At 78.6% G+C, this 21297-nt stretch carries 4 protein-coding genes; all 4 read right to left on the bottom strand.

The genetic code is table 11. From position 1 onward, the window contains the following. Positions 1-20 precede the first annotated feature (20 nt). From KDL28_RS18615 to KDL28_RS18600, 4 genes are read right to left on the bottom strand one after another with little or no spacing between them, the layout of a single operon-like run. Positions 21-4754: a non-ribosomal peptide synthetase gene (locus KDL28_RS18615; protein ID WP_252440358.1), complete on the bottom strand. Its 4734-nt coding sequence runs from the start codon at positions 4752-4754 to the stop codon at positions 21-23. Next, the gene (locus KDL28_RS18610) at positions 4751-8281 is read right to left on the bottom strand and encodes a non-ribosomal peptide synthetase (RefSeq protein WP_252440356.1); all 3531 of its coding nucleotides are present in this window, start codon (positions 8279-8281) and stop codon (positions 4751-4753) included. The genes KDL28_RS18615 and KDL28_RS18610 overlap by 4 nt, the downstream gene beginning before the upstream one ends. Further along, positions 8278-9633 carry a salicylate synthase gene (locus KDL28_RS18605; protein ID WP_252440354.1) on the bottom strand — a complete coding sequence of 452 codons (1356 nt, stop codon included), beginning with the start codon at positions 9631-9633 and terminating at the stop codon, positions 8278-8280. Before KDL28_RS18605 ends, KDL28_RS18610 begins: the two co-directional genes overlap by 4 nt. Before the next feature lie 34 nt (positions 9634-9667). Continuing rightward, the gene (locus KDL28_RS18600; RefSeq protein WP_252440352.1) at positions 9668-21220 is read right to left on the bottom strand and encodes a non-ribosomal peptide synthetase; all 11553 of its coding nucleotides are present in this window, start codon (positions 21218-21220) and stop codon (positions 9668-9670) included. Positions 21221-21297: the final 77 nt, after the last annotated feature.

The raw sequence follows: 21297 nt of genomic DNA, 5'->3' as shown, positions 1-21297 counted from the left end.
TCCCGTGGCCCGCGCCCGCCTCACCGGCGCGCCCGCAGGAGGCGTTCGAGCCGGTCGACGCGGGCCTGGTCGAGGCCGCTGATGGTCAGGTCCGAGGGCGTGTGGCCCCCGCTGTCGGGGTCGCGGACGTGCCCGGCGAGGGCGTCGAGGGCCTCGACCCACCGCTGGGCGAGGCGCGCGACGGCGTCCGGGGCGAGCACGCCGGCCGGCGCGGACCACACCGCGGCCAGCCGCGGCCCGGTCGGGGTGGGCTCGGCGAGCACGTTGACGTCCAGGACGTGGGTCGCCGGGACGGCCGGGTCGACGGTGACCGCGAGCCCGCCGAACCCCCCGGCCGGGTCGCTGCCGGTATCGCTGCCGGTGTCACTGCCGGGCAGGGCGAACCGGCCCAGGTAGTTGAACCGGACCGCCGGTGCCGGCTGCGCGCGCAGCCGGTTCCGCGCGTCCGGGTCCAGGTGGCGCAGCAGCCCGAAGCCGCGGCCGCGGTCGGGCACGGCCCGGCGCTGCTCCTTGACCCGCTTCACGACCGCGCCCAGTGCCGCCGCCCCCGCGGCGGCCGCGTCGAGGTCGAGGCCGGCCAGGTCGAGGCGGACCGGGTGGATCGCGGTGAACCAGCCGACCGTGCGGGTCAGGTCGGCGCCCGGGACCAGCGCCTCCTCCCGGCCGTGCCCCTCGACCTCGACGACCAGCGGCCGCGCCGGGCGCCCGCGCAGCAGCGCCAGCGCGAACGCGGCCAGCAGCACGTCGTCGGGGCCGGCGTGGAAGGCCGCCGCGACCGGGCCGAGGACGGCCTCGCCGGTCGCGACCGGCACCCGCACGGTCGTGTCGACCACGGTGCCGGCGACGTCGCGGGCGGGGTCGAGGGCCCGCTCACCGATGCGGGCCCCGCCCGGGGCAAGCACGTCGAGCCAGGTGCCCAGCTCGGCGCGGCGGGCCGGGCGGGCCGCCGCGGCCGCGAGGCCGGCGGCCCACGCCCGGAACGACGTCCCGACGGCGGGCAGGTCCGCGCCGGCCAGGGCGGCGTGCAGGTCCTCGGTGAGGATCGGCCAGGACACCCCGTCGACGCACAGGTGGTGCGCGGCGAGCACGAGCCGCCCGGTCGGGTGGCCGTCGAGCCAGACCACCCGGAGCAGGGGGCCGGTCGACGGGTCGATGCCGGCCGCGACCGACCGGGCCGCCGCGATCCCGTCCGGCCCGCCGTCCCAGTCCACCCGGTCGAGCACCGCGGACGCGTCCACCGCGTCGGGTGGGGCCACCACGAGCCGCGGCTCCGCGGTGCCGTGCAGCCGCGCCCGCAGCAGGTCGTGCCGGTCGAGCAGGGCCTGCACCGCGGTGCGCAGCAGCGCCGCGTCGAGCCCGGCCGGGGCCGGGACCACCACCGACTGCGCGAAGCCGCGCAGCGGGCCGCCGCGCTCCAGCAGCCAGGCGGTGATCGGGGTGAGCGGCACCTCCCCGACCCCGGTGTCGTCGAGCGGTGCCGCCGCGCCCGGGTCGTCCAGGGGGTGTGCGGCCGCGGCGACCCCGGCCGCCGTGCGCTGGTCGAACACGTCGGCCGGGCGGATGCGCAGCCCGCGCTCGCGGGCCAGCGCCACGACCCGCAGCGCGGAGATGCTGTCCCCGCCGAGCTCGAAGAACGACCCGTCGGGGTCGACGCCGGGACGGCCCAGGACGGTGGCGAACAGCTCGGCGAGCACCGCCTCGGCCCCGGTGGCCGGGGCCCGACCCGTCGCGGCCGCCGGCTCGGGGCCGGGCAGCGCCGCCCGGTCGAGCTTGCCGTTGGCGGTCAGCGGGATCCGCGCGACGGGCACGACCTGCGCGGGCACCATGTGCTCGGGCAGCCGCGCCCGCAGGTGGGCCCGCACGCCGGGGACGTCCAGCTCGCCGACCGCGCCGGACGGGACGACGTAGGCCACCAGCGAGCCGCCCCCGTCGCGGCGGACCACGACCGCCCGTTCCACGCCGGGGTGCCCCAGCAGCGCCGCGACGATCTCCGCGGGCTCGATCCGGAAGCCGCGCACCTTGAGCTGGTCGTCGCCGCGCCCGACGTACTCCAGCTGCCCGTCGCGCAGCCGGGCGGTGTCCCCGGAGCGGTAGAGCCGCGCGCCCGGGCGGACCGGGTCGGCGACGAACCGGGCCGCGGTGAGCCCGGGCCGGTGCAGGTAGCCGCAGGTGACCTGCGGGCCGCCGAGGTACAGCTCCCCGACGACGCCGGGGGGCACCGGCCGCAGTGCCGCGTCGAGCAGGTGGACCTCGAAGCCGGGCAGCCCGCGGCCGATGACGCTGCGCGGGCTGCGGGCCGCGGCCGGGTCGAGGGTGGTGCGGGTGACGTGGACCGTGGTCTCGGTGATCCCGTACATGTTGACCATGCGCGGGCCGTCGGGCCCGTGCGCGGCGAGCCACTCGCGCAGGGTCGAGGGGTCCAGCGCCTCGCCGCCGAACACGACCGCGCGCAGCGGCGGAACCGGCCGTCCGGCCACCCGGCGGCCCAGGATCGCCGGACCCACCTCGGCGAACGCCGAGGGCGTCTGGTTGAGCACGGTCGCCCCGGCGGCCACCAGCAGGTCCACGAAGTCCTCCGGGGAGCGGGTGACCGGCCGCGGCACGACCTGCACCCGGGCGCCGTGAGCCAGCGCGCCCCAGATCTCCCAGACCGAGAAGTCGAAGGCCGCCGAGTGGAACAGGGTCCACACGTCGTCGGGTCGGGGCTCGACGACGTCGCGCGCGGCCTCCAGCAGCGCCAGGACGTTGCGGTGCTCGACGACGACGCCCTTCGGGGCGCCGGTCGAGCCGGACGTGTAGATCACGTAGGCGGCGTCGGCGGGGCGCAGCGGACGGGTCCGCTCGGCGTCGGTGACGGCGCCCGGGTCGAGGGCGGCCAGGGCGGCCGCGGTCCCCGGATCGTCGAGGACGATCGGGCCGGCGTCCGCGGGGACGGCCGCCGTGGTCTCCCCCGTGGCGACCACCGCGGCCGGCCCGGCGTCGGCGAGCAGGGCCCGCATCCGCTCGGGCGGCAGGTCCGGGTCGAGCGGCAGGTAGGCCGCGCCGGCGGCCAGCACGCCCAGGGTCCCGACCAGCAGCTCGGGGGCCCGCGGGAGCACCAGGGCGACCAGGTCGCCCGGCCCGACGTCGCGCCCGATCAGCATCCGGGCCAGCCGGTTGGCCCGGGCGTCCAGCTCGGCGTAGCTCAGCCGGTCCGCTCCGGCGCCGACCGCAGCGGCCCGCGGGGTGCGGCGCACCTGGGCGGCGAACAGCGCGGGCAGGGTGGTGGCGACCGGTGCCCGGGGCGCTTCGGGCCGCAGCGCGGCCAGCGCGGCCCGGTCGGCGGCGGTGAGCAGGTCGAGGTCGGCCACCGGCCGGTCGGGCTCGGCCAGCGCGGCCGCGAGCAGCCGCTCCAGCCGCTCCAGCAGCGCGCCGACGGTCGCCTCGTCGAACAGCTCGGCGCTGTAGGTGGCCTCGACCTCCAGCCGCGGCCCCACCAGGAACACCTCCAGCGAGAGGTCGAACTGGGTGGTGCCGTTCGGGATGCCGCGGAACGCGCTGGTGATCCCGGGCAGGTCGAGCCCGCGCAGGCCCTGGGTGAGGAACAGCAGCATCACCGAGTAGAGCGGGTTGCGCCCGGGCACCCGCGGCGGGCGCAGCTCCGCGACCAGCCGGTCGTAGGCCAGGTCCTGGTGGGCGAACGCGTCCACGGCGGTGCCGGCGACGCGCCCGAGCAGGTCGCGGAACCCGGGCCGGCCGGCCAGGTCGAGGCGCAGGACCAGGTTGTTGCCGAAGTTGCCGACCAGCCGCTCCAGGTCGGCGTGGTCGCGGTTCATCGTGGCGGTGCCCAGCGGGATGTCGACGGCCCCCGTGTGCCGGTGCAGCAGCGCCGCGACCGCGCCCAGCACGACCATGAACGGGGTGTGGCCGCTCTCCCGGCCCAGCCGCGCGATCCCGTCGACCAGCCGCGGGTCGAGCACCCGCGACAGCCGCCCGCCGCGGTCGGTGGGCGCCGCCGGGTGCGGCCGGTCGGTGGGCAGGTCGAGCTGCTCGGGCAACGGGGTGAGCACCCGGCGCCAGTGCGCGAGCTGGGCGTCCTGCCGGGCGGTCCCGTGCTCGCCGCGCTGCCACGCGGCGAAGTCGGCGTACTGCAGGGGCAGCGGGGGCAGCTCGGCGCGGGCCCCGGCGACCGCGGCCCGGTACAGCGCCCCGACGTCCGCGCAGATGGCGTTCCAGGTCAGGCCGTCCCAGGCGATGTGGTGCACGACCAGCACGAGCACGTGGTGCGCGGCCGAGCGCCGCACCAGGGTCAGCCGCATCGGCGGGTCCCGGGTCAGGTCGTAGAGTCCCGCCGCCGCCCGGGCGGCCAGCGCGTCCAGCTCCGCGTCGGCCCGGGCGTGCCCGGTGAGGTCCACCAGCGGCAGCGCCACCGGCCCGGGCGGGTGCACGCGCTGGTGCGCCACGCCGTCGCGGCCCTCCTCGACGGTGCTGCGCAGCACCTCGTGCCGGGCGACGAGCCCGGTGAACGCCGCCCGCAGCGCCGCCGCGTCGAGTGGCCCGTGCAGGTCGACGCGCAGCGCGACGTTGTAGGCGGCGCTGTCGGGGTGCAGCCGCTGCTGGACCCACATCCGCTGCTGGGCGAGCGAGAGCGGCGCCGGGTGCGCGCGGTCGCGGGGCACCGGGCCGGCGGGGTCCGCGGCGGTCAGTCCCGCGGCCCGCCGGCGCTGCTCCAGCAACCGGCGCCGGGCCGCGGCCCGGTCGGTGCCGGCCCTCACCCGCCCGCCCCGGTGCCGTCGGCGGCGCCGAGCGCGGCGCCGACCTCGTCGTCGCTCATCCCGGCCACCTCCAGGTAGATCTCGGCGGCCCGCGCGGTCCGCCCGGGCTCGCCGTCGGCGGCGTCGCGGGCCCGCAGCGCCGCGGCCAACCCGGCGACGCCGGGCGCGGCGAACAGCAGCCGCACCGACGGCGCAGCGCTGTCGAGCGCCTCGCGCAGCCGGGCGACGACGGCGGTGGCCAGCACGGAGTCGCCGCCCAGCGCCACGAACTCGTCGTCGGCGCCGATCCCGTCGACGGGCGCGCCGGCCTCGGCCAGCACCTCGGACCAGACCAGGGCCACGACCCGCTGCACGGGATCGGTGAGCGGGGCCGAGGTGCCCGCCGCCGGCGCGGCCGAGGTGAGCCGGGCGGTCACCGCGGCCCGGTCGACCTTGCCGTTGCCGCTGAGCGGCATCGCCTCCAGCAGCACGACCCGGTCGGGGACCATGTGCGGGGGCACCCGGTCGCGCAGCGCCGCGCGCAGCCCGTCGGGATCCGGTGCCGGGCCGGCCGGGGTGGCCGCGGCCACCAGCCGGCCGCCGACGACGGCCGCGACCGCGTCGCCGACCCGGTCGTCCGCGGTGAGGGCGGCCTCGATCTCACCGAGCTCGATGCGGAACCCGCGGACCTTCACCTGGTTGTCGCGGCGGCCGAGGAACTCCACGCAGCCGTCGGGGCGGTAGCGGGCGAGGTCGCCGGTGCGGTACCAGCGGCGCCCGTCGTGCACGGGGAACCGGTCGGCGGTGCGCTCCGGGTCGCCGCGGTAGCCCAGCGCGACGCCGTCGCCGCCGATCCACAGCTCGCCGGGCACCAAGTCCGGGGCGTCGCGGCCGTGCCGGTCGACGACCCGCAGCGCGACGTTGTGCAGCGGCGTCCCGTAGGGCACGCTGCGCCAGTCCGCGGGGACCGGCCCGCCGTCGGGCACCTCGCAGACCGTGGAGTGGATCGCGGTCTCGGTGGTGCCGCCGAGACCGGCGAACCGGCACCCGGGTCGCACCGCGCGCAGCCGGCCGGGCAGGTCGACCCCGACCCGGTCGCCGCCCAGCAGCACGGCGCGCAGCCCGTCGCCGAGGGGTTCGCCGCAGCTGAGCAGCATGTCCAGCAGCGCGGGTACGCAGTTGAGCACGGTCACGCCGCGCTCGCGGACCAGCGCCGCCCACCGGGTGGCGTCGGTCCGCTCGTCCGCACCCACCACCACGACCGCCCCACCCTCGCCCAGCGGGGCGAAGATGTCGAACACCGACAGGTCGAAGTCGAGGGCGGAGACGGCGAGGGTGCGGTCGGCGGCGCCGATCCCGAAGCGCTCGACGAGGTCGTCGAGGGTGGCCATCGCCGCCCGGTGCGGGACCTCCACGCCCTTCGGCTCGCCGGTCGAGCCGGAGGTGAACAGCAGGTAGGCCCGGTCCTCCTCGTCGCCCGGCACGGGCGCGGCCAGCGGCGCGGCGGCCAGCGCCGCGGCCAGCCCGACGACCCGCACGCCCGCAGGCGCGCCGTCGGCGTGGCCGAGCACCAGCCCGACGCCTGCGGTGTCGACGATGCGCCCGGCCCGCGCCGGGGGCTGCTCGACGCCGATGGGGACGTAGCAGCCCCCCGCGGCGAGCACCCCGAGGACCGCGACGACCTGGTCGGGGCCCTTGGGCAGCCGGACGCCGACCGCGTCGCCGGGCGCGGTCCCGGCGGCGTGCAGCGCACCGGCCACGCGCAGCGCGCGCTCGGCCAGCTCGCCGTAGGACAGCACCCCGGCGCGCCCCCACAGCAGGGCCGGCGCCCCGGGGGTGTCGGCGGCGCGGGCGAAGAATCCCTGGTGCAGCAACCGGCCGCTGCGCGGGGCCGCGGTGGCGTTGACCCGGGCGCGGACCGCGGCCTGGGCGGGCGGGCGCAGGTCGGGCACCGGCCCGGTCCACGCCGCCTCCGGGCCCGCGACCAGCGCCTCGACCAGGCGCCGGTAGGCGCCGAACATCGCGTCGACGACCCCGTCGGCGAACCGGTCGGCGCGCAGGTCCCAGTTGACCAGCAGCCCGCCGCCGAACTCGGTGACCTGCGCGTCGAGCAGCACCTGCGGGCCCTGGGAGAGCGTCCAGACCGGCTCGCCGAGGGTCTCGCGGACGGTGTCGTCGTAGAGCTCGCCCAGGCTCAGCGCGCTGGTGAACACGACCGGGGCGATCATCTGCTGGCCGCGGGCGCGGGCCAGGTCGCGCAGCACCTCGACACCGGAGTAGTGCACGTGCCCGGCGGCGGAGTGCATCCGGGCCTGGAGCGCCCGGGCGCGCTCGGCGAACCCGAGCGGCTCGGTCAGGTCGACCTCGAGCAGCACCGAGCTGGTGAAGTCGCCGACGAGGTCGGCCACCGCGGGGTGCAGGGGCTCGCGGTCGAAGGTGGGCACGTTGAGCAGGAACCGGGGCTCGCTGCTCCAGGCGCCCACCACCTCGGCGAACGCCGTGGCCAGGGCCATGGCCGGGGTGAGGCCGTGGCGGCGGGCGGCCGCGGACAGCGCGGCCTTGTCGGCCGCGGACAGCACCACGTGCCGGCGCACCGACCTCGCCGGCGCGCCCGGGCGTTCCGGGGCCAGCGGCAGGTCCGGGGCGCCGGGCAGGTCGGCCAGCCGCTCGGCCCACCAGCGCGCGTCGGCCGCGACCCGGTCGGCGCGGCGGTGCCCGAGCTCGGCGAGGTAGTCGCGGAACCGGTACCCGACGGGTTCCGGGGGGCGGTCGGGGTCCGCGCAGAGCCGGGCGAGGTCGGCCAGCAGGATGCGGTAGCTGACCGCGTCGCCGGCGAGCATGTCGACGTCGACGTGCAGCCGCGTCGCGCCGCCGGGCAGCAGGCTCAGCGCGACCGAGAACACCTCGCCGCGCTCGACGTCGAGCAGCTGGTGCGACAGCGCGTCGCGGACCTCGGCCAGCCGGGCCTCGACCCCGGCGGCGTCGAGGCCGGTCAGGTCGTGCACCCGCAGCCCGCGCCAGCCGGCCGCGGCCAGGACCTCCTGCTCGCCGTTGTCGGTGAACCGGGCGCGCAGCATCTCGTGCCGGGCCACCAGGGCGTCCAGGGCCGCCCGCAGCCGCGCGGGCTGCAGGGGCCGGGCGCCGGGCGGGCGGTCGAACTCGGTGTAGAGGTGCGCGGCGACGCCGCCGAGCGGCTGGCTGGGCGAGCGCCCGATCCAGTACGCGTGCTGGAGCCGGGCCAGCGGGAACGGGCCGTCGGACCGGTGGTCGCCGGTCGGGCCCGGCGCCGTCGCGGCGGTCCCGGCGCCGGCACGTTCGACCCGCAGCCGGTCCCAGGCGGCCAGGGTGGGGTCCTCGGCCAGCTCTTCGAAGGCCACCTCGGTCCCGGTGGCCCGCCAGGCCGCGACCAGCCGGATCAGCGCCATCGAGTCCAGCCCGAGCTCGAAGAGGTTGTCCTCGGCGGCGAGGTCGGCGGCGTCCTCCTCGACCGCCGCGGCGACCGCCGCGCGCAGGTCCGCGGCGCTCCAGCCGATGTCGGTGCCGGTCATCGTCGGCTCCCTCCCACGGGTGCGGTGTGCTCGGCGGGGACCCGGGCGGGCACGAGGAAGCGGCTGACGCTGCGCAGCTTCTCGCAGCTCTCCTCCAGCTCCCGGGCCGGATCGGACGGCCCGACGATCCCGGCGCCGGCGCGCAGCCAGGTCCGGCCCCCGCGCTGGAAGACCGTGCGCAGCACGAGCGCGGCGTCGAGGGCGCCGTCGGCGTCGGCGGTCAGGACCACCCCGCCGTACATCCCGCGCGGCTCGGTCTCGTAGCGCCGGATGGCCTCCAGCGCGGCCGGCTTGGGCACCCCGGTGACGGTGATCGCCGGGAAGAGCCGGCCCAGCGCGTCCCAGCCGCTCACCCCCGCGCCCAGCCGCCCGCTGACCCGGGAGGCGAGGTGCTGCACGCTGCCCCGGGCCTTGACCGCCATGAACTCCGCGACCCGCACGCTGCCCGGGGCGCACAGCCCGGCCAGCTCGGCCTGCGCGTCGCGCACGGAGATCGCGTGCTCGAAGACCTCCTTGGGGTCGTCGACCAGCTCGGCGCGCAGCCGCCCGTCGATCTCGCGGTCGCCCGACAGCGCGCGGGTGCCGGCCAGCGGCTGGGTGCTGACCTCGCCGCCGGCACCGACCTCGACGACGGTCTCCGGGCTGAACCCGGCGGCCCGCAGCCCGCCGACGTCGAGCAGGTAGGACCGGGCCGGGGTGTTGTCCCGGCGACCCACCGCGTAGGTGGCGACGAGGTCGACCGGCTCGTCGACCTCGACGACCCGGGACAGGATGACCTTCAGCAGCCGCCCGGCCCGGATGTCGTCGATGGCGGCGGCGACGGCCGCGCGGTAGGCGGCGCCGCCGCGGCGCTCGTCCACCACCAGCGGGGCGGGCGGCGCGGTCCCGGGGGCGGCGGTCAGCGCGGCCAGCAGCGCGCCCGGGTCGGCCCCGTCGCCGGTGCGGACGTCGGTCCCGGCGGGCCCGGACCGGACCTCGTGCTCGGGCAGGACCAGGTGCAGCAGCGGCTGCCCGCCGGGCACCGGGCCGCCGCGCAGCAGGTGGGCCAGCTCGAACGCCGCCCAGCCGTAGGCCCGCGAGCCCGGCGCGCCGACCTCGGCGGCCAGCTCCCCGACCCGGCGCAGCACGTGCCGGTCGGCCGGCAGCCGCCGCCGGACCTCCCCGCCGGAGCGCAGCTCGACCCCGCCGGCCCGGACCACCACCTCGTGCCGCGCGCCCAGCCCGAGCGACCAGCTCCCGCCGCGCTCGTAGAGGACGAAGGGGCCGGGTCGGTCGCGCACGAGCCGCAGCGCGGCCGCGGTCGGCAGGGGTTCCCCGACGCGGGTGCGGGCGTCGTGGGTCGGCGCGCTCATCGCGCACCCGGGTCCGGCGCCGGTCGGCCGTCGGTCATCGCAGGTCCTCCCGCAGGGTCAGGCGTGGGGTGATCAGCGGCGCGATCTCGTCGAGCGCCGCGGGGGTGAGCAGGTCGATGTGCCGGAAGTCGACGCCGACGACGTCGAGGCGGCCGGCGACGTGCGGGGCCCAGGCCGCCGACGCGCGCCGGGTCGCCGGGGTGCCGTCGTCGGCCCGTAGCGCGTCGACGCACAGGACGTCGCCGCGCACCACGCCGTACTCGGCCCCGGCGCGCATGCGGGCCCCGGCCACGAAGCTGCGCACCACGGCGGCGACCGCGCGCTCGTCGAGCCCGCCCAGCACGCCGCCCGCGGCGCGGACGATCCGGGTGGCCCGCGCGACCGTCAGGCCCTCCCGGTCGGGCCCGGCGAGCGGGTAGCCGGTGTCGCGCAGCAGCCGGACCAGCGCGGCGCTCCCGTCGGCCGGCACGGTGTCGTGGGCCGGGTCGAATTGCAGGGCGTCGAGCAGCCCCAGGAACTCGATCTCGTGCTCCCGCGCCTGGAGCTCGACGGCCATGGCGTGTGCGATGCAGCCGCCGAACGACCAGCCCAGCAACCGGAAGGGCCCGTGCGGGCGCACCCGCAGCAGCTCGTCGACGTAGCTCGCGGCCAGCGCGGTCAGCGACCCGGTGGGAGCGGTGCCGCCGAGCAGTTCCGGGGACTGCACGCCCAGGATCGGCAGCCGCGACGGCAGCACGCGCTTGAGCCCGGCGTACTGCCAGCTCATCCCGCCGGCCGGGTGCACGCAGACCAGCGGCGGCTCGGTGTCGGCGCCGCGGTGCAGCGGGACCACCGGCGACAGCGCGGCCGCGCCGTCGGGGGGCTGCTCCGCCTCGACGTGGGCGGCGAGGCCGCGCACGGTGGGGACGGCGAACAGGGTCGCGATGCCGATGTCGCGGCCCAGCCGCTCGCGGATGCGGGCGCGCACCCGCAGCAGCAGCAGGGAGTGGCCGCCGAGGGCGAAGAAGTCGTCGTCCGGGCCGACCTCGGGCCGGCCGAGCACCTCGGCCATGACGGCGCAGAGCACCGCCTCGACCGGGGTGCCCGGACCGCCGCTCCCCCCGCCGGACGGGTCGATCGCAGCCAGTGCCCGCCGGTCGAGCTTGCCGTTCGGGGTCAGCGGCAGCGCGTCCAGCACCGCGAGGGCGGACGGGACGAGGTGCGCAGGCAGCTCGCCGCCCGCCCAGGCACGCAGCTCCCCGGCGTCCAGACCGGGCGCGGCGACGTAGCCGTGCAGAGCCGGCCGGCCCGCGGCGTCGGGCCGGGCGACGACGGCGGCGGCGCGGACGCGCGGGTGGGTGGCCAGCACGGCCTCGACCTCCTCGGGCTCCACCCGCATCCCGCGGATCTTGACCTGGTGGTCGGCGCGGCCCAGGAAGTCGAGGGTCCCGTCGGGCGCGCGGCGCACGACGTCCCCGGTCCGGTAGAGCACCCCGCCGGGCGGGCCGAACGGGTCGGCGACGAAGCGCGTCGCGGTCAGCCCGGGCCGGCGGGCGTAGCCGCGCCCGACCAGGAAGCCGCCGACGTAGAGCTCCCCGGCCACGCCGACCCCGACCGGCTGCAGGTGCGGGTCCAGCACGTAGAGCCGGGTGCTGGGGTTGGCCCGCCCGATCGAGGTGGCGATGCGGTCGGCGCCGTCGCGGTAGACCACGTGCGACACCCCGATCGTGGTCTCCGCCGGGCCGTAGCCGTGGTAGAGCGTCACCGCGGTGCGGGCCCGGAAGCGCGCGAACAGCTCGGGGGTGAGCACCTCGCCGCCGCACCAGACGTGGCGCAGGCCGCCGAACCCGGTTCCCGCCCGGCCGGTGTCCTCGTCGAGGACGTCCAGCAGCGCCGCGAGCATCGACGAGACCAGGTAGACGAAGGTGACGCCCTCGGTGGTGATCAGCTCCAGCAGGCGCTCGGGGTCGCGCTCGGCGCCCGGTTCGGCGATCACCACCCGGCCGCCGCAGACCAGCGGCAGCAGGATCTCGTTGACCGAGATGTCGAACGACAGCGGTGCCTTGAACAGGGTGGCGTCGGGGGAGCCGAAGCCGAGCAGCTCGCGCTGCCAGCCCAGCCGGGCGCAGATCGCCTCGTGCCGGATCATCACGCCCTTCGGCCGGCCGGTCGACCCGGAGGTGAACATGACGTAGGCGATCTGGCGCCCGTCGATCGGGATGTGCGGCAGGTCCCGAGGGGCGCGGGCGAGCCGGTCGAGGTCGACCGCCAGCGTCGGCACCGGCGCGTCGGCCACGCCGCCGGGCCCGGTCAGCACCAGCGCGGCCGCGCACTCGGCCAGCAGGTCCGCGCGCCGCTTCGCCGGCCACTCCGGTTCGAGCGGCACGAAGGCGGCGCCGGCCGCCATCACCGCGAGCAGCCCGACCACCATCTCCGCCGAACGCGGCAGCCCGATCGCGACGACGTCCTCGATGCCGATCCCGCGTGCGCGCAGTTCGGCGGCCAGGGTCGCCACCCGCCTCCCCAGCTGGGCGTGGGTCAGCCGGCGGTCGCCGTCGACGAGCGCGACCGCGTCGGGGTTGCGCGCCCGCTGGGCGGCCAGCAGCGTGGGCACCGACGTGGACACCTCGGGTCGAGCGGTGTCGTTCCAGGTCCGCAGCACCCGTTCGCGCTCGGCCGGGCCGAGCGCCCCAATGGCGCCGACGGGCGTGCGCGGCTCCCCGATCAGGGCGCGCAGCACGGTGTCGAGCCGGTCGGCCAGCACAGCCGCCAGGTCGGCGTCGACGGCCCCCGGCCGGCGGGCCAGCGTCACCCGGGGGTCGGCGCCGTCGGTGCCCTCGAAGACCACGGCCAGCGGGTAGTGCGTGGCGTCGGCCGTGCGGACCGCGCCGATCCGCAGCCCCGACCGGGCCGCCACGGCCGCGATCCGGTCCTGGTCGACGGGGTAGTTCTCGACCACCACGAGGGTGTCGAACAGGTCCGAGGCGCGACCCTGCCCCGCCCCGACGTCGGCCGGGCCGACCTGCTGGTGGTCGAGCAGGGCGGCCTGCTCGTCCTGCACGCGGCGCAGCAGCGCGTCCACCGGTTCCGCGGCGCGCAGCCGCACCCGCACGGGCACGGTGGTGGCCAGCAGCCCGATCGTCGCCCCGGCCCCCGGCGCCCGGCCGGAGACCGTCGACCCGAACACCACGTCGTCGCGCCCGAGCGAGCGGGCCAGCGTCAACCCCCACGCCGTGTGCAGCAGGACCGCGACCGTCACCCCGGCCCGGCGCGCAGCCGCTCGCACCCCGTCGGGCAGCGCCCGGGTGGACCGGACCGGCAGGGCGACCCCGGCCGGCGCGCCCGGGCTGAGCAGGCTGTTCTCCTCCACGCCGTGCAGGGCGGCGCGCCACGCGGCGACCGCGGCACCCCGGTCCGCCCCGGCCAGCCGGGCCAGGTGCTCCCGGTAGGGCGCCGCGGAGGTGGGCGGCGGCGCGTCCGGGCCGGCGGCGTAGGCGTCGAGCAGGTCGCCGAGCAGCAGCGCCACCGACCACCCGTCCAGCACGAGGTGGTGGGCGGTGAGGGCCAGGACGTGCCGCCCGTCGTCGAGGCGGGCCAGCAGCAGCCGCAGCAGCGGGTCCGGGCCGGCGAGGGCGAAGCGGCGCAGCCGCTGCTCGTCGAGCAGCCGGGCGCACTCGCCGTCGGGGTCGTCGGCCCCGCGGACGTCGACCTCTCGCCAGGGGACGGGCCCCGGCCGGGGCACGACCTGCACGGCGTCGCCGCCGGGGCGGCGGGGGAAGACCGCGGTGAGCTGCGGGTGGCGGGCGAGCACGGTCCCGGCCGCGGCGCGCAGCCGCGCGGGGTCCACGCCGTGCAGCTCGGCGGTCACCTGGAGGTGGTAGACGTCGGGCTCGTCGGGGCCGCGGGCGGCGGCGAGCTCGGCGTGGAAGAGCAGGCCCTCCTGCAGCGGGGTGAGCGGCCAGACATCGCGCAGCCCGGGGTGGCGCCGGTCGAGCTCGTCGACCTCGTCCTGTGTGAGCCCGCGGACCAGCAGGTCCGACGGGGTGTGCCCGGTCGGTGCGGCGGCGGCGTGGCGGGCCAGCGCGCCCAGCGCCCGCAGCCAGCCGTCGGCCAGGCGTTCGACGCCGGCCGCGTCGACGCCCTCGGCCCAGGTCCAGGTGATCTCCAGTTCGGCGCCGCGCCCGGCGTCCACGGCGACGGCGCCGACCTCCACCGGGTGGGTGAGCACGGCGGGTGCGGCGGCCGCGAGCGCCGCGTTCTCCGGGGCGGGCGCCCAGGCCCGCGTCGAGGCGGTGGTCCGCCCCAGGTAGTTGACCAGGATCTCCGGTTCGTCGAGCCCGTCGAGCGCGCCGACCAGGTGGCGCAGCAGCCCGTAGCCGGTGCCGGCGGGCGCGGCGCGCAGCGCCTCCTTCACCCCGGTCACCGCCCGGCGCGCCGCCGATCCGCCGGCCAGCGCGTCGGTGACGTCCACATCGGACACGTCGAGCCGGACCGGGTGCACGGCGGTGAACCACCCGACGGCGCGCGACAGCGCCGCGCCCGCCACCAGCTCCTCGTCGCGGCCGTGGCCCTCCCGGGCGACGACGAGCGCGCGCCGCCCGCCGGCCGCGGCGGCCAGCGCGAGCCCGGCGAGCAGGACGTCGTCGGGGCCGGCGTGCACCCGCTCGGGCAGCGTCGTGAGCACCGCGGCCGTGGCGTCGACGGGCAGCGTCCGGGTGAGCCGGCCGGCGACCGCGCGCCGGTCCACCGGGCCGGGCGACAGGAACCGCTCGGCGGAGCCCAGGACGCGGCGCCAGTGGTCGAGGCCGGCCACCACCCGCGGTCCGGCGGCCGCGGCGTGCAGGGCGCGGGCCCAGCCGCGGAAGGAGGTGCCCGCCCGCTCGACGCGGGCGCCCCGCTCGACCGCGGCGGCCAGGTCGTCGACCAGGATCCGCCACGAGGCCGCGTCGACGACCAGGTGGTGGGCCACGAGCACGAGGCGTCCCGGGGCGCCGGCGCGGTCCAGCCAGACGCCGGCGAGCATCCGGCCGGCCGCCGGGTCGATCCGGTCGCGGGCCCGGGCCGCCGCCTCGACGACCGCCGCGGCGAGGTCACCGGGCTCCGCACCGATCCGTTCCAGGACCGCCTCCCCGGCGGCGGGCGGCGGGACGTCGAGCACGCCGCGGTCGGCGACGAGCCGTGCGCGCAGCACGTCGTGGGCGACCAGGAGTGCGGCCAGTGCCGCATCCAGCGCCTCCCGGGTCAGTCCCGCCGGCGTGGCGACGACGAGCTGCTGCGTGTACCCGGCCGGGACCGGGCCGGCCGCGACCAGCTCGCGCATGATCGGCGTCAGCGGCACGGTGCCGACCGCGGACGCCGCCGGTTCCCCGGAGTGCGCCGACGGCGGACCGGCCGCCGCGGCGAGCGCGGCCACCGTGCGCCGGGTGAACACGTCGCGCGGGCTCAGCTGCAGCCCCGCCGACCGCGCCCGCCCGACCAGCTGGATCGACAGGATGCTGTCCCCGCCGAGGGCGAAGAAGTCGTCGTCGACGCCGACCGCGGGCACGCCGACGACCTCGGCGACGATCCCGGCCAGGACGCGCTCGGCGGCCGTGCGGGGCTGCCGGTCCGCCCGCGGGGTGGGCGCGCCCGGTCCGTCGGGGGCGGGCAGCGCCGCGCGGTCGACCTTGCCGTTGGCCGACAGCGGGATCCGGTCGAGCCCGACCAGGACCGCCGGCACCATGTAGTCCGGCAGCAGCGCCGCGGCCGCGTCCCGGACCGCGGCGAGCGCGTCGGCGTCGGGGGCGCGGCCCGCCGGGCCGGCGACGTAACCGACCAGCCGCAGCCCGCCGGGGCCGTCCGCGCGGGCCACGACGATCGCCCGCGCGACGGCCGGGTGGCCCTCCAGGACGCGCTCGACCTCGGCCGGCTCGATCCGGTGCCCGCGCACCTTGACCTGGTCGTCGACCCGGCCGAGGAACTCCAGGGTGCCGTCGCGGCGGCGCAGCGCCACGTCGCCGGTGCGGTAGAGCCGCGCGCCGGGCGCCCCGAACGGGTCGGCGACGAAGCGGGTCGCGGTCAGCCCCGGCCGCCCCAGGTAGCCCTGGGCGACCTGCGGCCCGCCCAGGTACAGCTCGCCGGGCACGTCCGGCGGCACCGGGGCCAGCCACCGGTCCAGGACGTGCGCCGTCGTGGCGCCGCGCGGCAGCCCGATCGGCACCAGCGGACCCGAGCCCGTGCCCGGTCGGGCGCGGTGCACCGTCGCGTACACGGTCGCTTCGGTCGGTCCGTAGAAGTTCCAGACCGGCCGGTTCCCGACGAGGGCGCCGACCTCGTCCAGCAGCGCCGCGGGGAACGCCTCCCCGCCGAGGGCGAGCACGCCCGGGCGCACGTCGTGGCCGCCGTCGAGCAGCGCGGTCATCAGGCTGGGCACGGTGCTGACGAACGCGCCCTCGGCGACGCCGGGCCCACCCAGCGCGCCGGCGTCCTCGACCACGCTCAACCGGGCGCCCCGGGTCAGCGCGCCGACCAGTTCCAGCAGCGAGACGTCGAAGCTCAGCGAGGTGCTGAGCACGACCCGGTCGGGCTGGCCGGGTCCGAGCACCGGGTCCAGCCAGTCGGCGAACGCGGCCAGGTTGGCGTGGCTGACCACGACGCCCTTGGGTCGGCCGGTCGACCCGGAGGTGTGGATGACGTAGGCGACGTCGCGACCGTCGGCACCGGCGTCGACACAGCCGTCGACACAGCCGGTCGCCCCGTCGGCGTCGTCCAGCAGGATCCGCTCCGGCGTCGCGGGCAGCCGGTCCTGCAGGGCCCGGGTGGTGAGCACGACGGCCGGGGCGGCGTCGGCGAGCACGAACGCGGTGCGCTCCAGCGGGTGGCCGGGGTCCAGCGGCAGGTAGGCCGCCCCCGCCGCCCAGACGCCCAGCACGGCGACCACCAGGCCGGTGTCGCGCGGCAGCGCGAGCCCCACGACGTCGCCGCGGCCGACCCCGGCGGAGCGCAGCCGCCCGGCCAGCTCATCGGCCCGGGCCAGCAGTCGCGCGTAGGTCAGCGCCCCGTCGGCGCCCTCGACCGCGACGGCGTCCGGGACCAGCCGGGCGACCGCCCGGATCCGGTCCGGCACGGTCGCCGGCTGCGGCACGGGCGCCGCGGCGACGGCGGGCTCCTCGCCGGGCAGCAGCACGGGCAGCGCGCGCACGGGCCGGTCGGGGTCGGCGACCGCGGCGCCGAGCAGCCGGGCCAGCCGCCCGGCGAACGCGGCCGCGGCGTCGGCGTCGAACAGGTCCCGGGCGTACTCGACGCGCAGGTCCAGCTCCCCCGTCGGCTGCTCGGTGACCGTGACCGTCAGGTCGAACTTCGCCGCGGTGATCGGCACCGGGCGGGGCGCCACGGCCAGCCCGCCCAGCTGCGGGGCGAGCGCGGGCGGGCGCTCGTAGGCCAGCAGGACCCGGAACAGCGGGGAGCGCCCGGTGCCGCGGTCCGCGGCCACGGCGTCGACGACCCGGTCGAAGGGCACGTCCTGGTGGGCGTAGGCGGCCAGGTCGGCGGCCCGGACGCGGGCGAGCAGCTCGCGGAACGTCGGGTCGCCCGAGACGTCGGCCCGCAGCACGAGGGTGTTGACGAAGAAGCCGACCAGCTCGTCGAGGGCGGGGTCGTCGCGGCCCGACACCGGGCTGCCCACGACGACGTCCGGGCCGGCGCCCGACCGGGCCAGCAGCGCCGCGAGCGCCGCGTGCACGACCATGAACCCGGTCGCCGCGCTCGCCCGGGCCAGCCGGCGCAGGCCCGTGGCGACCTCCTCGGGGAGCCGCTGGAGCACGTGGCCGCCTGCCCCGCTGCGCTCGGCCGGGACCGGGACCGGGGTGGGCAGCGCCATCTCGGCCGGGAGGTCGCGCAGCGCCGCCCGCCAGAAGTCCAGCCCGGCGCGGAACTCCTCGCCCGCCTCGTCCACCAGCGCGCGCTGCCACACCGCGTAGTCGCGGTAGTGCACCGGCGGCGGGGGCAGGGCGGGGTCGCGCCCCGCGGCGCGGGCCCGGTAGGCCGCGGCGAGGTCGGTGAACAGCGGGCCGACCGAGCCCTCGTCGGCGGCCACGTGGTGCAGCAGCACGACCAGTACGGCGCGGTCCGGGGACAGCCGCAGCACGGTGATCCGCAGGGGCGGCTCGGCCGCCAGGTCGAACGCCCGCCCCGCGGCCCGGGCGACCGCCCGCTGCACGGCCTCCGGCGCCGGGTCGACGTCGACGACCTCGATCGGGACGCCGGTGGGCGGGGCGACCACCTGCACACCGGTCCCGTCGCGGTCGTCGAGCAGGGTGCGCAGCGGTTCGTGCCGGGCGACCAGGTCGCCGAAGGCCAGCCGCAGCGCGGCCAGGTCCAGCGGGCCGTCGACGTCGAAGGCGATCGGGATGGTGTAGGCCGTGCCCGGGCCGTCGAGCCGGTCGAGGAACCACAGCCGCTGCTGGGCGTGCGACATCGGCGCCTCGACGGCCGCGCCGGCCGGGGCCGGCGCACCCCGCTGCAGCCGGGTCCGCTTCGGGCGCTCGCCGGCCAGCGCCGCGGCCATCCCGGCGACCGTCGGCGCGGCGAAGACCTGCCGGATCGACAGGTCGGCCTCCAGCACGGCGCGCACCCGCCCGACCAGCCGGGTGACCAGCAGCGAGTCGCCGCCGGCGGCGAAGAAGTCGTCGTCGGCGCCCACCGCGGGCACGCCGAGCAGGTCGGCGACCAGCCCGGCCAGGATCTCCTCGACCGGCGCGCCCGGCGCGCGCCCGGACGCGGTGTGCCGCGGCTCGGGCAGCGCGCGCCGGTCGAGCTTGCCGCTCGGGGTCATCGGCAGCGCGTCGAGCACGACGGTCGCCGACGGCACCATGTAGGCCGGCAGCGCCGAGCGCGCCCAGTCCTCGACCTCGGCGACCGTGGCCCCGGCCTGCAGCACCACGTGCGCGACGAGCCGGCGCTGCCCGGTCGGGCCGACCGGGGCGCTGGCCACGGCGGCGGCCACCGCCGGGCTCGCGGCCAGCGCGACCTCGACCTCCTCCAGCTCCAGTCGCATCCCGCCGACCTTGACCTGGTTGTCGGCGCGGCCGACGAACTCCAGGGTTCCGTCCCCGGCCCAGCGCACGATGTCGCCGGTGCGGTAGAGCCGGGTGCCGGGTGGGCCGAACGGGTCGGCGACGAACCGGGCCGCCGTGCCGGCGGGGTCGCCGACGTAGCCGCGGCCCAGCAGCGACCCGGCCACGTACAGCTCGCCGTCGACGCCCGGCGGGACGGGGCGCAGCCAGCCGTCGAGCACGTGCAGCCGGGTGTTCGGGTTGGGCCGCCCGATCGAGGTGCGCATCCGGCGCCCGCCCTCGCGGTACACCACGTGCGACACGCCGATCGTGGTCTCCGCCGGCCCGTAGCCGTGGTACATCGTGGCCCGGCTCAGCGCCCGGAAGCGCTCGAACAGCTCCGGGGTGAGCACCTCGCCACCGCACCAGACGTGCCGCACCGCGGGCAGGACCTCGCCCGCACCGGGCAGGGCCAGCATCGCGTCGAGCATCGACGGGACCAGGTAGGTGAAGGTGACCCCGCCTGCGCGCACCAGCTCCAGCAGCGCCGACGGGTCACGCTCGGTGCCCGGCGCGGCCACCACCACCGCGCCCCCGGCCACCAGCGGCAGCAGGTACTCGTTGACCGAGATGTCGAACGTGGTGGGCGCCTTGAACAGGGCCGCGTCGTCGGGGCCGAAGCCCAGCAGGCCGGTCTGCCACACGAGCCGTTCGGCGATGGCGTCGTGGCGCAGCATCGCGCCCTTGGGCGTCCCGGTCGACCCGGAGGTGAACATCACGTAGGCGAGCCGGGCTCCCTCCAGCGGCGGGTCGCCGGCCACGCGCTCGTCGTCGAAGGCCCAGTCGCCCAGGTCGACGACGAGCACCGGCCGGTCGGGCACCGCCGGGCGCGCCGGCCCGGTCAGCACCGCGACGGCGCCGGCCGCGGCCAGCACCTGGTCGCGGCGGGCAGGCGGCCAGTCCGGGTCGACGGGCACGAACACCGCGCCGGCGCGCAGCGCGGCCAGCGCCGCGACCACCAGCTCCGCGCCGCGCGGGAGCAGCAGCGCCACGACCGCCTCCGGTCCCGCGCCCTGCCGGCGCAGCCGGGCGGCGAGCTGCCCGGAGCGCAGGTCGAGCTCGCGGTAGGTCAGCTGCCGCCCGCCGTCGACCACGGCCCGGGCCCGCGGCGCCCGGCGGGCCTGTGCGGCGAACAGCTCCGGCACCGTGCGCGCCGGGGCGGGGGCGGCGGTGACGTTCCAGTCGTGCACGACCCGCCGGCGTTCGTCGGCGGTGAGGCGGTCCAGCCGGCCGACCGGGACGGCCGGGTCGGTCACGACCTGGGTGAGGATCCGCACCAGCCGCCGGGCGAGCAGCCCGGCGCGCGCCGGGTCGACCCGGCCGGGCTGGTGGCGCAGCCGCAGCGCGATGCCGCGCCCGGCCGGCGCGGCCACCAGCGCCACCGGGTAGTGCGTGGCGTCCTCGATCCGCACGCCGGCCAGCCGGATCCGGCCCGCGCCCGGCCGGTCCACCGCGGGCGGGTAGCTCTCGAAGACCACCAGCGTGTCGAACAGCTCCCGCACCCCGACCGCGCGCTGGACGGCGGCCAGCCCGACGTGCTGGTGCTCCAGCAGCCGGGCCTGCTCGTGCTGCAGCCGCGCGAGCAGCTCCCCCACCGCCTCGGCGGGGTGCAGCCGCACCCGCACGGGCAGCGTGTTGACGAACATGCCGACCAGCGACCCGCTGCCGGGCACCTCGGGCGGGCGGCCCGCGACGGTCGTGCCGAACACGACGTCGTCGCCGCCCAGCTCGCCGCCCAGCAGCAGCCCCCAGGCGGCCTGCACGACGGTGTTGGGGGTGACGCCGACGGTGCGGCGCAGGGCCTCGATCCCGTCCTGCACGGCGTCGGGCAGCGTGATGTCGATGTCCGCCGGCAGCTCGGGGGCCCCACCGGCGCCCGGCCCGGCCAGCAGGAACGGCCCGGGCAGGCCGTCGAGCGCGCCGCTCCAGGCGGCCAGCGCTGCGGCCCGGTCCTGCTCCGCGGCCCACCGGGCGTAGTCCCGGTACGGGCGGTGCCCGATCGCCGCGGCCTCGCCCCGGCACAGCGCGACGAGGTCGGCCACGAGCAGCTGGGTGGACCAGCCGTCGACCAGGATGTGGTGGCTGGCCAGCACGAGCCGGTACACGTCCGGCCCGAGCCGGACCAGCACGCACCGCCACAGCGGGGCCTGCGCCAGGTCGAACCGGGTGGCCCGCTCCCGGTCGAGCAGCCGCTCCAGCGCCGCGTCCCGCTCGGCGGCGGGCGCGGCGGACAGGTCGACCTCCCGCCACACCGGTTCGACGGCGCGCAACACCACCTGCACCGGGTCGTCGCCGTCCTCGGCGAGGAAGCACGAGCGCAGCACGGCGTGCCGCCCGGCCAGCCGGGACACCGCCGCGCGCAGCGATCCGGGGTCCGCCGGCCCGGTCAGCTCGACGACGGTGAGGACGGTGTAGACGTCGGTGTCGGCGGCGTCGTCGAGCCGGTGGTGGAAGAGCAGGCCCTCCTGCAGCGGGGTCAGCGGCAGGACGTCGTCGAGGCTCGGGCTCGCGGTCATGGCAGCAGGGATCTCCCTCGGGCGCCCGACGGGCGCGGCGATGGCGGGTGGGGGCGGGGCGCGCCGGGACGCCCGGT

Source organism: Pseudonocardia humida (assembly GCF_023898865.1).
In the GTDB taxonomy this organism is placed as follows: domain Bacteria; phylum Actinomycetota; class Actinomycetes; order Mycobacteriales; family Pseudonocardiaceae; genus Pseudonocardia; species Pseudonocardia humida.
Note: the sequence above shows the minus strand (reverse complement) of the source record. Positions and strands in the feature narration are given on the sequence as shown.

Coding starts and splice junctions, on each gene's coding strand:
- KDL28_RS18610 (WP_252440356.1), bottom strand. CDS start 8,281: ATGACCGGCACCGACATCGGCTGGAGCGCCGCGGACCTGCGCGCGGCG.
- KDL28_RS18605 (WP_252440354.1), bottom strand. CDS start 9,633: ATGAGCGCGCCGACCCACGACGCCCGCACCCGCGTCGGGGAACCCCTG.
- KDL28_RS18600 (WP_252440352.1), bottom strand. CDS start 21,220: ATGACCGCGAGCCCGAGCCTCGACGACGTCCTGCCGCTGACCCCGCTG.